This window comes from Micromonospora parva, from assembly GCF_000718515.1.
GTDB classification, from domain to species: domain Bacteria; phylum Actinomycetota; class Actinomycetes; order Mycobacteriales; family Micromonosporaceae; genus Micromonospora; species Micromonospora parva.
The window spans coordinates 109,091-122,496 of the sequence record NZ_JNZS01000008.1; the positions used below are offsets into that span (position 1 = coordinate 109,091).

13 protein-coding genes are annotated in these 13,406 nt (G+C 71.6%); 4 read left to right on the plus strand and 9 right to left on the minus strand.

Translation table 11 applies throughout. The annotated features are described in order from the left end of the window. Positions 1 to 76 precede the first annotated feature (76 nt). The gene (locus tag IF22_RS0112005) at positions 77 to 1,546 is read left to right on the plus strand and encodes a glycosyltransferase family 39 protein (protein WP_030331262.1); all 1,470 of its coding nucleotides are present in this window, start codon (positions 77 to 79) and stop codon (positions 1,544 to 1,546) included. A gap of 79 nt (positions 1,547 to 1,625) precedes the next feature. On the opposite strand, the gene rdgB is transcribed toward IF22_RS0112005, so the two are convergent. From rdgB to IF22_RS0112050, 9 genes are all read right to left on the minus strand, one after another. Then, positions 1,626 to 2,240: an RdgB/HAM1 family non-canonical purine NTP pyrophosphatase gene (gene rdgB / locus IF22_RS0112010; protein ID WP_030331263.1), complete on the minus strand. Its 615-nt coding sequence runs from the start codon at positions 2,238 to 2,240 to the stop codon at positions 1,626 to 1,628. Between the two features lie 52 nt (positions 2,241 to 2,292). Further along, entirely contained in the window at positions 2,293 to 3,024 is a 732-nt protein-coding gene (rph, locus tag IF22_RS0112015) for a ribonuclease PH (RefSeq protein ID WP_030331265.1), read from the minus strand. Positions 3,025 to 3,181: 157 nt separating this feature from the next. Then, on the minus strand, positions 3,182 to 3,925 hold the full coding sequence (locus IF22_RS0112020) for an MBL fold metallo-hydrolase (protein WP_030331266.1): 744 nt from the start codon (positions 3,923 to 3,925) through the stop codon (positions 3,182 to 3,184). A gap of 223 nt (positions 3,926 to 4,148) precedes the next feature. Then, a complete protein-coding gene (locus IF22_RS0112025; protein WP_030331268.1) occupies positions 4,149 to 5,114 on the minus strand; it encodes a PLP-dependent cysteine synthase family protein in 966 nt (321 codons plus the stop codon). A gap of 11 nt (positions 5,115 to 5,125) precedes the next feature. Next, positions 5,126 to 5,512: a MoaD family protein gene (locus IF22_RS0112030; protein ID WP_030331270.1), complete on the minus strand. Its 387-nt coding sequence runs from the start codon at positions 5,510 to 5,512 to the stop codon at positions 5,126 to 5,128. A 65-nt stretch (positions 5,513 to 5,577) separates the two neighbouring features. After that, on the minus strand, positions 5,578 to 6,066 hold the full coding sequence (locus IF22_RS0112035; RefSeq protein WP_030331272.1) for a M67 family metallopeptidase: 489 nt from the start codon (positions 6,064 to 6,066) through the stop codon (positions 5,578 to 5,580). Positions 6,067 to 6,118: 52 nt separating this feature from the next. Continuing rightward, positions 6,119 to 6,619, minus strand: a complete 501-nt coding sequence (locus tag IF22_RS0112040) for a DUF2017 domain-containing protein (RefSeq protein WP_030331274.1) — start codon at positions 6,617 to 6,619, stop codon at positions 6,119 to 6,121. Next, on the minus strand, positions 6,616 to 6,906 hold the full coding sequence (gene clpS / locus IF22_RS0112045; RefSeq protein ID WP_030331276.1) for an ATP-dependent Clp protease adapter ClpS: 291 nt from the start codon (positions 6,904 to 6,906) through the stop codon (positions 6,616 to 6,618). Before clpS ends, IF22_RS0112040 begins: the two co-directional genes overlap by 4 nt. 148 nt (positions 6,907 to 7,054) lie before the next feature. Continuing rightward, entirely contained in the window at positions 7,055 to 8,605 is a 1,551-nt protein-coding gene (locus IF22_RS0112050) for a P-loop NTPase family protein (protein WP_030331278.1), read from the minus strand. Positions 8,606 to 8,800: 195 nt separating this feature from the next. On the opposite strand from IF22_RS0112050, the gene IF22_RS0112055 reads away from it, so the two are divergent. From IF22_RS0112055 to IF22_RS0112065, 3 genes are read left to right on the plus strand one after another with little or no spacing between them, the layout of a single operon-like run. Then, positions 8,801 to 11,479 carry a LuxR C-terminal-related transcriptional regulator gene (locus tag IF22_RS0112055; protein WP_030331280.1) on the plus strand — a complete coding sequence of 893 codons (2,679 nt, stop codon included), beginning with the start codon at positions 8,801 to 8,803 and terminating at the stop codon, positions 11,477 to 11,479. Between the two features lie 16 nt (positions 11,480 to 11,495). Beyond that, on the plus strand, positions 11,496 to 12,782 hold the full coding sequence (locus tag IF22_RS0112060) for a nicotinate phosphoribosyltransferase (RefSeq protein ID WP_030331281.1): 1,287 nt from the start codon (positions 11,496 to 11,498) through the stop codon (positions 12,780 to 12,782). A 36-nt stretch (positions 12,783 to 12,818) separates the two neighbouring features. Then, the gene (locus tag IF22_RS0112065) at positions 12,819 to 13,400 is read left to right on the plus strand and encodes an isochorismatase family protein (protein ID WP_030331282.1); all 582 of its coding nucleotides are present in this window, start codon (positions 12,819 to 12,821) and stop codon (positions 13,398 to 13,400) included. Positions 13,401 to 13,406: the final 6 nt, after the last annotated feature.

A 13,406-nucleotide genomic window follows, 5' to 3' on the forward strand; every position in this document is an offset into this window, starting at 1 on the left:
CGGAATACCAGCACAGAGGTCTGCGGCGGCGGCAACGCCAGCCGCTGGTGGTGATGGTGATGGCACCGCGTCGCCGGTGGCCACCGACACCGGCACCGGCACTGGCCAGCAGTGGTGGCAGCGGCCCGCGGCGGTACCGCTGGCCGCCGGCGCGCTGACCCTCGTCGTGGTGCTGATCGCCGCGGGACGCCGCCAGCTGTGGCGAGACGAGTTCGCGACACTCGACGCCGCCCGAATGGGGCTCCGAGAGCTGTATGCGTTGGTGCAGCAGAAGGATCTGGTGCTCCTTCCGTACTACCTCGGAATGCATTTCTGGGTGCGGCTCTTCGGCGACAGCGAGGTGGCGCTCCGCCTTCCCTCGATGATCGCCGTGGCGATCGCGGCCGCCCTGACGGCCCTGCAGGGCCGAATGTTGTACGGCCCACGGGTGGGTCTGCTGGCTGGCGTGCTGTTCGGGCTCCTACCGGTCGTGACCCGGTACGGGCAGGAGGCGCGGCCCTACGGTCTGGTCATCGCCGCGGTGGCGGCGGCCGGCCTGTTCGCGGTCATGGCGACGCAGCGGCACTCCCGCGTGGCCTGGATCTGTTACGCCCTCATGCTCGTCCTGGTCGGCTGGCTGCACCTGATCGCCCTGGTGGTGCTGCCCGCACATGGCCTGCTCGTCCTGCTGGAGGCCCGCCGACGGCAGAGTTGGCAGCCGGTCACCTGGTGGATGGGTGCGACAGCGGCCGCTGTCGCAGTCCTGTCACCGCTGGTGTGGCTGGCCAAGGCGCAGAGCGGTCAGATCGCGTGGATCCAACCCGTCCCGGTGGGCGACCTCAGCGAGTGGATGCTGGAGTTGCCCGGCGCGATCGGGGTCGGCGGGGTGCTGTTGGGCCTCGGCATCCTCGGCTGTGTCGGCGGTGGACCCCGCGTCGGCTACCTCGCCGCCTGGGCCCTCGGTCCGTTGATTCTGCTGTGGGCGCTGACTCCCGTCATGCTGCTCTTCACCGAGCGCTACCTGCTGTTCGTGCTGCCCGCGTGGTGCCTGCTGGCGGCTGCCGGGGTGCAGGTCGCCGCCCAGCGGTTGAGTACGTTCACCGTGGCGGTCCCGGTGCTGGTGCTCCTCGTGGGTCTCAGCAGCCACGTCGCGCTCAGGGTTCCGGTCACCGAGTTCGAACCCGACCTGCGGGGCGCCGCGGCGGTGATCGACCAGCAGCGACGTACGGGTGACCTGGTGGCGTACACCGGCCCGTTCCCGTGGTGGGCGAACGCTGGCATCAAGTACTACCTGCAGGAGAAGCCGCTCCCCGAGGTGTTCCAAGCGACCGAGGGGCAGGCGACGCCGAACTACCGGGCGTGGTGCGGCGGGCCGGCCAAGTGCCTGGACACCAGGGCCCGGATCTGGCTGATCAACACGAAACCGTCCACCACCAAGCTGACCTCGTTCGCGGGGATGAATCCCGAGGTGGAGAAGGCGCTGCGGGCCCGGTTCGTGGTGACCCAGGTGGACCGCTTCACCGACGTGAGCGTCTCACTGCTCACCCCCCGGCCCAAGAAGGGGTGACTGACGGGCCGTTACGGTCGTCCGTCAGTCACCTTCGCCAGCCAGCCCACTCGGGGCTCAGCTGGAACGGGCCGGGTGTTCAGGCGGGCGGCAGCACCTTGGCGACCAGCTTGGCCAGCTCACGCAACGCCTTGCCCCGGTGGCTGATGGCGTCCTTCTCCGCCGGGGTCAGCTCGGCGTTGGTCCGGTCCTGCCCGTCGCCCAGGAAGATCGGGTCGTAGCCGAAGCCGCCGTCACCGCGCGGTGCGCGCAGCACCCGCCCAGGCTGCCGGCCGTCGACGAGGTGCTCCTTGCCGCCGGGCAGCACCAACGCCACGGTGCAGACGAACGAGGCGGCCCGCTGCTCGTCGGGCACGTCGGCGATCTGATCCAGCACCAGCTGAAGGTTGGCCCGGTCGTCGCCGTGCTTGCCGGACCAGCGGGCGCTGAACACGCCCGGCATCCCGTTGAGCGCGTCGACGGCGAGCCCGGAGTCGTCGGCGATGGTCGGCAACCCGCTCTGCCGGCACCCCTCCCGCGCCTTGATCAGCGCGTTCTCGCCGAAGGTCAGGCCGGTCTCCGGCAGTTCGGCGTACTGCTCGACGTCGTCCAGCCCGAGCAGGGCGATCCGGTGCGCGCCGAGCGCACCGTCCAGGATCCGCTGCAGCTCGACGAGCTTCTTGCGGTTACGCGTGGCGAGCAGGACCTTGTTCATGCTGAATCACCTTTGTTCGCGACTGCGGGGCTCGCAAGCTCACTCCTCGCGCTCACGGGGAGGTAAGTGCCTTTCGCTGGGCTTCCGCCAACTCGGCGCACCCGGCGACGGCCAGGTCGAGCAGGGCGTCGAGCTGGTCGCGGGCGAACACGCCCGCCTCGCCGGTGCCCTGCACCTCGACGAAGTCGCCCGCGCCGGTGCACACCACGTTCATGTCCACCTCGGCGGCGACGTCCTCCTCGTAGCAGAGGTCGAGCCGGGCCTCCCCCGCGATGATGCCCACGCTGACCGCGGCCACCGACCGGTGCATCACCTTCTCCGGCTTGCCGGCCAACGCCTTGCGGGCGGCAAGCCAGCCCACCGCGTCGTGCAACGCGACGTACGCGCCGGTGATCGCGGCGGTGCGGGTGCCTCCGTCGGCCTGAAGCACGTCGCAGTCGAGCACGATCGAGTTCTCGCCGAGCGCCTTGAGGTCGATGCTGGCCCGCAGGCTACGGCCGATCAGCCGGGAGATCTCGTGGGTGCGGCCACCGACCCGGCCCTTGACGCTCTCCCGGTCGGAGCGGGTGTTGGTGGCCCGGGGCAGCATCGCGTACTCGGCGGTCACCCAGCCGAGCCCGGAGCCCTTGCGCCAGCGGGGCACGCCCTCGGTGACGCTCGCCGTGCAGAGCACCCGGGTGCCACCGAACTCGACGAGCACCGAGCCCTCCGGGTGGGTGCTCCAGCCACGGGTCACTGTCACCGGTCGGAGTTGAGAGGGCCCTCGCCCGTCAGGTCGCGCCATGCCTGCACCTTATGCGGTGCGGTGATCCGCCGCGCTCGGGGTGCCCCGGCGAACGTCGGCGCCGTGCACACCGAGGAACCCGTCGACAGCGGCCGGCCAGCCGAACTCCTCGGCTCGCGCCTGGGGCGGCCCGGCACCGTGAGACGGACGTGCCGGGTCAGACGTCGTAGCTGGCGCCGGGCCGGACCACCTCGAGTGGCCCGGTGTACGCGGAGGCGGCCGACTCCAGGGTGTGCGCCTCGCTGCCCCAGGCGGGCACCAGGTGGGTCAGCAGCAGCCGGCCCACAGCGGCCTTGGTGGCCGCCTCACCGGCCTCCCGACCGGTGAGGTGCAGATCCGGTGGATTGTCCATCCCGTCGAGGTAACTGGCCTCGCAGAGGAAGACGTCGGCGTTCTGCGCCAGCCGCAGCAGCGCCTCGCACGGCGCGGTGTCCGACGAGTAGCACAGCGACCGGCCGTCGTGCTCCAGCCGCACGCCGTACGTCTCGACGGGGTGGTTGACCCGGTCGACGGTGACGGCGAACGGGCCGATCGGGAAGGTGCCCGGCTGGAGCGCGTAGAACTGGTACACGTCCTCCACCGACCCGTCGTCGCCGTACGCGGCGCTGAGCCGGTCCGGGGCGCCGGCGGGCGCGTACACCGGCAGGGCCGGGTAGGGGCCGTCCGGGGCGTAGCGGCGCACCACCACGTAGAGCACGGCGTCGAACATGTGGTCGCAGTGCAGGTGGGTCAGCAGGATCGCGTCCGGGGCGTGCAGCCCCGCGTACCGCTGGAGGCTGGACAGCGAGCCCGAGCCGAAGTCGACCAGGAGCCGGAAGCCGTCAGCCTCGACGAGATAGGCCGAGCAGGGCGACTCGGGGCCAGGAAAACTGCCGGCGCTCCCCAGGACGGTCAGTCGCATCGAGTGGTCTCGCTGTCACTATCAGTAGCACCCGTGCCGGCGATCGTCCCGGCCATGATCTCTACCGACGCGTACGCCACGCTGCGCAGCCTACGCTGACACGCCCGGCAGCAAGAATCATCCAACGGAAGTTGTCACGAACGTGACACCGGCTCGCGGTACGCCGGGCAGCCAACGGGCCGTCGACGGATGTCGACGGCCCGTAGTCGGCAGACCAGATCGGTCAGGCCCAGAGCTGCCCCTCCAGGGCGTCCTCGGCATCGGCGAGCGTGCCGCCGTACGCGCCGGTGGACAGGTACTTCCACCCGCCGTCGCAGACCACGAAGGCCACGTCGGCCCGCCGGCCGTCGCGAACCGCCTCGTGCGCCACCGCCAGCGCGGCGTGCAGGATGGCACCGGTGGAGAACCCGGCGAAGATGCCCTCCACCTCCACCAGTTGGCGGGTGCGCAGCACCGCGTCGCGGGTGCCGACCGAGAACCGCCGGGAGAGCACCGAGGCGTCGTAGAGCTCGGGCACGTAGCCCTCGTCGATGTTGCGCAGGCCGTAGACCAACTCGCCGTAGCGCGGCTCGGCGGCCACCACCTGAATGCCCTCGACCTTTTCCCGCAGGTACCGCCCGGTGCCCATCAGGGTGCCGGTGGTGCCCAGCCCCGCCACGAAGTGCGTGATGCTGGGCAGGTCGTGCAGCAGCTCCGGCCCGGTCGTCTCGTAGTGCGCCCGCGCGTTCGCCTCGTTGCCGTACTGGTAGAGCATCACCCAGTCCGGGTGCTCGGCGGCGATCTGCTTGGCGGTGGCGACCGCCTGGTTGGAACCGCCCGCCGCCGGCGAGAAGATGATCTCGGCCCCGTACATCCGGAGCAACTGGACCCGCTCGGTGGAGACGTTCTCGGGCATCACGCAGACCAGCCGGTAGCCGCGCAGCTTCGCCACCATCGCCAGCGAGATGCCGGTGTTGCCACTCGTCGGTTCGAGGATGGTGTCACCCGGGCGGAGTCGGCCGGACTCCTCCGCCGCCCGGACCATGAACAGCGCCGCGCGGTCCTTGATGCTGCCGGTGGGGTTGCGGTCCTCCAGTTTGGCCCAGAGCCGCACCGGAGGGGCCCCGTCGGGCACCGTCGGGGAGAGCCGGGGCAGACCGACGAGCGGCGTGCCCCCGCAGGCGTCGAGCAGGCTGTCGTACCGCGCCATGGCGGCCGACCTCAGCGAGCCGCGACGGCGTCGCCGGCCACCACGGCCGCCGCGCTGTGCGAACTGATCGCCGCCGCCGCGGCGCTGTGCGAGCTGATCGCCGCCGCCGCGGCGAAGCCGAACGCGCCGCCGGCCACGGCCGGCAGGATGGTGACGCTGTCGCCGTCGGAGAGCTTCGCGTCCAGCGCGCCGAGGAAACGGACGTCCTCGTCGTTGACGTAGACGTTGACGAAACGGTGCAGCGTGCCCGCGTCGGTGATCAGCCGGCCGCGCAGACCGCCGTGCCGGGAATCCAGGTCGGTGAGCAGGTCGGCGAGCGTGTCGCCGGTGCCCTCGACGACCTTTGCGCCGCCGGTGTAGCTGCGCAGGATGGTGGGGATGCGAACCTCGATAGCCATGATGTCGAACTCCTCGATCGGGTGTGCCTACGGTGACGGGACGAGACGGTTGCGGCGCTGACGGGTCAGCGGCCGGAACACTCGTAATCGACCGTCGCCGGGCTCTGCCCGAACATGTAGGACTGCACGGCGTGCGGGTCGACGCCGGCCTCCACGACACGGACCGGCTCCTCGGTGACCACACCGTCGACGATCCGGAACGACCGGATCTCCTCCGAGTCGGGCTCACGGGTCGAGACGAGCAGGTAGTGCGCCCCCGGCTCACCGGCGAAGGCGACATCCGTCCGCGACGGGTACGCCTCGGTGGCGGTGTGCGAGTGGTAGATGACGACGGGCTCCTCGTCCCGGTCGTCCATCTCCCGCCACACGCGCAGGTGCTCCATCGAGTCGAACTCGTAGAAGGTCATCGAGCGGGCGGCATTGTCCATCGGGATGTGCCGGGTCGGGGTGTCGCTGCCGACGGGACCGGCGACGACGCCGCACGCCTCGTCGGGGTGGTCCCGCCGCGCGTGGGCGACGATCGCGTCGATGATCGACCGGTCGATGCTCAGCACGTGCACCAGCCTAACGCCTGTCGAGCACAGGCCGAAGTGGTGCCGGTCACCCCTAGTCGATCAAGGCGTTGAGCAGCGACTCCTGTAGATATCCGAGATACGCGTAGACCGAAAGCTGGAACACCCTGCTGGAACCCGGGTCCTCAGCGACCGCGTCGTCCAACTCCTCGCCCAGATCCGTGCCGTCCTTGATCTCCAGGCGGACACCCATCGCGAGCCGGGCGTCGTTCAGTGCCCGCAACCACGCCTCGGCGGCCTCGGCGTCCAGCCGCACCTCGCCACCGGCGTCGTCCGGCAACGCGGCCAGGATCGCCCCCGCCTGATCGATCTTCGCGGTCTTCAGGTCGCCCTCGGTGTAGCGGCGAAATTCGGCGGTGCCCGGAGCGTCCTGCGGGTAGACCGCCGGGAAGAGCCGACCGACGACCGGGTCGGTGTGGTCGAAGCCGTCGGTGAGCAGACCCACCACCTCGGAGGCGACCTTCCGCAGCACCCGCACCTCGTCGACGGCGAAGACGGCCACGTAGTGACCGGCCTGGCGACGGAACATGCTCATGATCTGTCCACCGTCGCCCAGAGCCCGTACGCGTGCAGTTGCGACGCGTCGTGCTCCATCCGCTCGCGGGCGCCGGTGGAGACCACGGCACGCCCCTTGTGGTGCACGTCCAGCATCAGCTGTTCGGCCCTCTCCCGGCTGTAGCCGAAAAGCTTCTGGAAAACCCAGGTCACGTACGTCATCAGGTTGACCGGGTCGTCCCACACGATCGTCACCCACTGCCGGTCGGACGCCGGCACCTCGTCAGTGTCCGGCGTCTCGACCGGTACAACCTGCGGAGCCGCCATGCCCCCCATCGTGCCACCGGTTTCCCGGAACCGAGGAACCGGAACGCCGGCCCGGCGCGGATCACCCACTCCGGGCACTCCCGACCCGCTCTGGACGCCGCCGAGCGCCGGGTCGGGCCCGGACCCGGGCCAACCGGCGGGCGCGCCGTCAGGCGAGCAGGATGCCGTGATCAACTGCATCGGAGAGCACCACGCCCAGCGAGAGGCGGATCACCTCGAACCGTCGGGAGATCTCCCTGGACAACCCCAGCTCGACCTCGCGCACCGCCCGCTGGGACCAGGCCCGCGCCGCGCTGTGGTTGTCGTTGCCGGGGGTACGCCACTGCTGCCAGCACCCGCCGGAGAGCGCCACCGCGACCGGTGGGAGCACCTCGTCACGGGACGCCACCGGATAGCTGGCGGCGGCGTCGATCGCCTCCGGGCCGGTCAACTCGGCCACCCCGGCCGTACTGGTGATCAACAGCACCTTGTCCAACTCCTGGCCGGGCCGGTGATCGGCCAGGCCGTACTGCACAGCGGCGGCGATCCGACGTCGCACGCCTTCGCTCGGCGGCACGCCCAACACCCGGGAGGCGACGTCGGTCACGATGCCGCGCACCGCCTGATCGCACTGCGCGGTGGCCAACAGCGACAACGCCGCCATCTCCCGGTCGAGCAGATCCGGCAGGCCGGCACAGCCGACTCCGAACACGATCTCCTGAACGGCCCGCAGGTGGATGTTCGCCAACTCCAGGGCGAGGTGCTGGCGGATCCGTTGAGCACACGAGCGGGCGTGACGGTCGAGCCGTTCGGACCAGTCACCCGGATCGGCGGCCACGGCGACGCGACCCTGCTGGCCCGGCACTACCGGTGGGCCGACGCTGGCTCGCTGCAAACCCTCACGCGACGCCCAACCCACCAGCGCCCGCCGCAGGTCGGCGGCAGAGGCGGCGTCGTCGACCGGGAACCACCGCGCGCCGGCCAACGCCGGCACCGCGGCCAGCAGCGCGGCCCGATGCGCCTCCACCGTCACCGCTACCGCGTCCACCTCGGTCTGCGCACCCCCGACCGGCGGGACGGACGCCCCCGCGCCCTCCGTAGTCGCCGTGCCGTCGGCCAGCGGAGCCCAACCCGCCGCGCCGGGGGTGACCGCGAAGACGACCTCCACCGAGGTCGAGGCGACTTCGGCGAGCAGGTTCAACTCGGCGGCGGTGAAAGCCTGGTCGGCGGCGATCACGAAGAGCAGCGCGCCGGCCCGGCCCGCCGCTTCGAGCAGCACCTGGGTGCCGGCGACGCCGAGGGTGGCGGTGTCCGGAACGTCGATCAGGGCGAAGTGCCGCAGCAGCGGCTCGGGCACTGTCAGCTCGACCCGCCGGGGCGGGCGAGCCAACGCCGGACCGGCGGCGTCCCGGTCCGCGCCGTACGAGTGCGGCTGGCGGTAACCGGGCACGAAAGCCGCCCGGGTGGGCACCTGGGCGTTGCGCACCACCAACCAGCTGCCGGCGGGCACGGTGAGCATGACCGGGTCGAGCCCGAGCAGTGTGGCGAGCACGGCACGCCGCTCGGCACCGGCCGGACCGACGGCGACCACACCGAGCGGCTCGTCCGGGGCGGGGCCCGCCACGCCGATCCGGGTGGGGAGCGGGCCGCAGGTGGGTAGGTCGGTTGGGCCGGTCATGTCGTCCGACGAGTCGACCGAGGGGAGAGGGCCCTGCTTCATCAGGTGCCTCCCGTTGCAGGTGGTCGGAGGTCCGGTCGCGAAATTTTCCGGTACGTCAACCCGGATGTCGGAAGACTACGGGCGGGCCGACGACCGGGCAGAACACCCCGAATACTCACCGGTAATTGTGCGCTTACTCAACTTCGCACCGTGACGGTGCGGGCGCGGACGGATTTCGATCGATATGCTGCGCGGATGAGTCGATGGGAGTTCGTCGGCCGCACGGATGAGCTCAACCGCCTGCTGGAGGCGGTGACCGGTGAGGCCGGCCGGGGGCTCTTCTTCAGCGGCAGCGCTGGCATCGGCAAGAGTCGGTTGCTGCGCGAGGGCGTGGGCGCCCTGCCCACCGACCGGTTCGCGATCTGGTCCATCGCCGCGAGCGCCACCACCGCCGCGCTGCCGTTCGGCGGCCTGGTCCAGGTCCTCCCCGCCGAGCAGCCCCAGGGCCTCTCCCCCGCTGGCGTCCTGCGCTGGGCGCTCAACGTGCTGCAACAGCAGGCGGCCGGCCGACGGATCGTGCTCGCCATCGACGACGCCCACCTGCTCGACCCACCCTCGGCCGCACTGGTGCACCTGGTCGCCCGCGCCGAGAACGCCACAGTGGTCGGCACCCTGCGCGACGGCGAGCAGATCCCGCTGCCGATCCGCGCGCTCTGGACCGACGACCTGGTCGAGCACGTGGAGCTGACCCCGATGCCGCAGGCGGAGACCGCTGGTCTGCTGGCGGCGATCCTGGGCGGCCCGGTCGACCCCGGCTCCGCCGACCGGCTCGGCCGACTGTCGTCCGGCAACCCGCTGCTGCTGCGTGAGCTGGTGCACGCCGCCAACGGCAGCGCCGAGCTGAAGCAGACGTACGGGATCTGGAAGTGGACCGGGCGGTTGGAGCTGGCGCCGAACCTGACCGACCTCATCGACACCCGGGTCGGAAAGCTCACCGACGGCGTCCGCGCGGTGGTCGAGCTTGTCGCGTTCGGCGAACCGCTCGGCCTGCAACTGCTCAAGCAGGCCGCCGATCAGAAGGACGTGGAGACCGCCGAGGAGCGCGGGCTGATCACCGTGGACCAGCACGACCGGCGCACCAACGTCCGGCTGGCCCACCCGCTCTACGGCGAGGTGATGCGTCGGCGCTGTCCGGTCAGCCGCACCCGCCGGCTTCAGGCACACCTCGCGGAGCTGATCGAGCAGGTCGGCAAGCGCCGCCGCGACGACCTGCTGCGGGTGGCCGTCTGGCGACTCGACTCGGGCACCGCACAGGACCCGGCCCTGCTGCTGGAGGCCGCCGTACAGGCGTTCACCCGCTACGACGTGCCGCTGGCGACGCGCCTGGCGCGGGCCGCGCTGAACGCCGACGGCGGCTCCGACGCGGCCGAGCTGCTGGCCACCATCCTGATGTTCGCCGACCGGCCCGGCGAGGCCATCGACGTCCTCGACGCGGTGCCCCCGGAGCCCGGTGACGAGCGACGGCTCTGCCGCTGGCTGACAGTGCGCGGCATGGTCAGCTACTGGGGGTTGAGCCAGGAGTCCACGGTGGAGGAGATCGCCGACCGGGTCGAGCAGCTCAGCGACTCCGCCGACCGGGCCCGGGTGCACGCCTTCGAGGCGATCATGCGCCTGCACCGGCTGGACACCGCCGCCGCGGTGCGGCTCAGCCAACGTGTCCTGGACCGGCCGGCGGCCGGCGTCGCCGCCCGCGAGCTGGCCCGTTCCACGATCGCGTACGTCCAGGCCGCACAGGGCGAGCTGACCCGCAGCGGTACGGCGATCGCCCAGGTGCACTCGGCAGCGGCCAACTGGCGCACCGACATGCCGTACCTCCAACTGGCCCTGGAGCTGGCCCGCGGCACCCGGCTCATGCTCACCGGCGACCTGACCGGAATCGACGCGATCGTCGCCGACGAGTTCGCCGACCTCGCCGGGGAGGGTGACTTCCGCCTCGGCACCGGATACCTGGCAATCCTTCAGGCGTACGCGTTCCGGCTGCGCGGGCAGAGCGGCGCCGCCATGCGGACCTCCCTGAGTGCCTGTGCGGTGCTGGCCACGAGTCGGGTCTACGCCGGTCTGGCCCAGGCCGAACGCGCCCAGTCGGCGGCGCTGCGCGGCGACGCCGTGCAGGCGGCCGCGGCGATGGCCGAGGCCGACCGCACCCACGCGCCGGGAATGGCGGTGCTCTACCCGTGGCTGGAGCAGGCCCGGGGTGCGTCGCTGGCCGCCGGTGGCGACCTGCCGGGCGCGATCAAGCACCTCGGCGACCTGGTGGATCGGCTGCGCTCGGACGGCTTCGCCGGGCACGAGGTGCACGTTCTGCACGACCTGGTTCGACTGGATCAGGCAGGCATGGCGGTCGGGCCCACCTGTTCCGACGGTGGTCGGCGCACCGTCGCGCAGCGCCTCGCCGAGCTCTCCGAGCGGGTCGACGGGGTGTTGCCGCCGCTGTTGGCACGGCACGCCCGCGCTGCGGTGACCGACTCCCCCGCTGATCTGCTCGCGGTCGCCGACGACTACGCCGCACTGGAGTTGACCGTGTACGCGGCCGAGGCCACCTCCCAGGCCGTTCAGCGGCTGCGCCAGCGGCAGTCGGCGGCGGCCAACGACGCCCGGGAGCGTCTCGCCGGGTTGCTCGGGCGCTGCGACCTGATCCGGACGCCGGCGCTCCAGGCCGGTGCGCCGGTGCTCACCGAGCGGGAGTGGCAGGTGGCTCGCCTCGCCGCGCACGGTGCGGCCAGCCGGGCCATCGCCGAACGGCTCTACCTGTCGGCGCGCACTGTGGAGAACCACCTCCAGCGGATCTACGCCAAGCTCGGCGTGACCAGCCGGGCCGAGCTGTGGGCGGCGTTACGGTCGATCCCGGGCCACGACGGCGGCGACGCGGGCTGAACCTTAGGCTGGGGCGGTGAGCATCCACCGCCCCGCGCTGCTGACCGACCACTACGAGCTGACGATGGTCAGCGCGGCCCTGAAGGACGGCACCGCCGACCGCCGGTGTGTCTTCGAGGTGTTCAGCCGCCGGTTGCCCAGTGGCCGCCGGTACGGCGTGGTCGCCGGGACGGCCCGACTGATCGAGCTGATCCGCGACTTCCGGTTCGATCCCAGCGAGGTGGAGTTCCTGCTGCGGACCGGGGTGGTCGACGAGATGGCGGCGGCCTGGCTCACCGACTACCGCTTCAGCGGGGACGTCGACGGCTACGCCGAGGGCGAGCTGTTCTTCCCCGGTTCACCGATCCTCACCGTCTCCGGCGGTTTCGCCGAGTGTGTGGTGCTGGAGACGCTGGTGCTGTCCGTGCTCAACCACGACAGTGCGGTGGCCGCCGCGGCGGCGCGGATGGTGACCGCGGCGCGCGGCCGGGCGCTCATCGAGATGGGGTCGCGCCGGGCGCACGAGGAGGCGGCGGTGGCCGCGGCGCGGGCGGCGTACCTGGCCGGTTTCCGGTTCACGTCCAACCTCGCCGCCGGTGCGCTCTACGGTATTCCGACGGCGGGCACGGCGGCGCACGCCTTCACCCTGCTGCACGACGACGAGCGGGCGGCGTTCGCCTCGCAGGTCGCCACGCTGGGCAAGGACACCACGCTGCTGGTCGACACGTACGACATCAGCCAGGGCATCCGCAACGCGATAGCGGTGGCCGGGCCGGAGCTGCGGGCGGTACGCATCGACTCCGGCGACCTCGCGGTGATCGCTCAGCAGTCCCGGGAGCTGCTCGACTCGTTGGGCGCCACCGAAACCAAGATCATCGTTTCGGGTGACCTGGACGAGTACGCGATCGCCGCGCTGGCCGCCGAGCCGGTCGACATGTACGGCGCCGGCACGGCCGTGGTCACCGGTTCCGGGGCACCGACCGCCGGGTTGGTGTACAAGCTGGTCGAGGTCGAGGGACGGCCGGTGGTGAAGCGCTCCGAGCACAAGGCGACGATCGGAGGGCGGAAGGTCGCGGTCCGCCGGCACAAGCCGACCGGCACCGCCACCGAGGAGATCATCGTCCCGCAGGGCGTTCCGGACCGGCAGCCCAACGACCGCCTGCTCCAGCAGTCGTTCGTGGTCGCCGGGGAGCCGGTGCCGATTCCGACGCTCGACGAGTCGCGGGAGCACCTGCGGGAGTGCCTGATCTCCATCCCGTGGGAAGGGCTGAAGCTCTCGGCCGGCGACCCGGCCGTGCCGGTCACCGTCGTACCCGCTGGTTGAGCCTTCCGCCGATCCGATCTCGAAGGGGAACCCCTGATGGCCAACGCGCTGATCATCGTGGACGTGCAGAACGACTTCTGCGAGGGCGGCTCGCTGGCCGTCGCCGGTGGGGCCGGGGTGGCCGCCGGGATCTCCCGGCTCCTCGCCGCCGAGCCGGACCGGTGGACGCACGTGGTCGCCACCAAGGACTACCACGTCGACCCGGGTGCCCACTTCGGCGATCCGCCGGACTTCGTAGAGTCCTGGCCCCGGCACTGCGTGGTCGGCACCAGCGGTTCGGAGTTCCACAGCGAACTGGACACCGCCCGGATCGAGGCGATCTTCCACAAGGGCGAGCACGCGGCGGCGTACTCCGGTTTCGAGGGGCATGCCGACGACGGCGAGTGCCTGGCCGACTGGCTGCGCCGGCACGACGTGGACCGGGTCGACCTGGTCGGCATCGCCACGGACCACTGCGTGCGGGCGACCGCGCTGGACGCCGCCCGGGAGGGTTTCGCCACCACCGTGCTGCTCGAGTTGACCGCCGCCGTCGCCCCGGCGACCACCGACGTGGCGCTGCGCGCGATGGAGGGCGCCGGGGTGATCATGCACGGGCAGCCTGTGATCAGGGCCGCATGAGCCGCT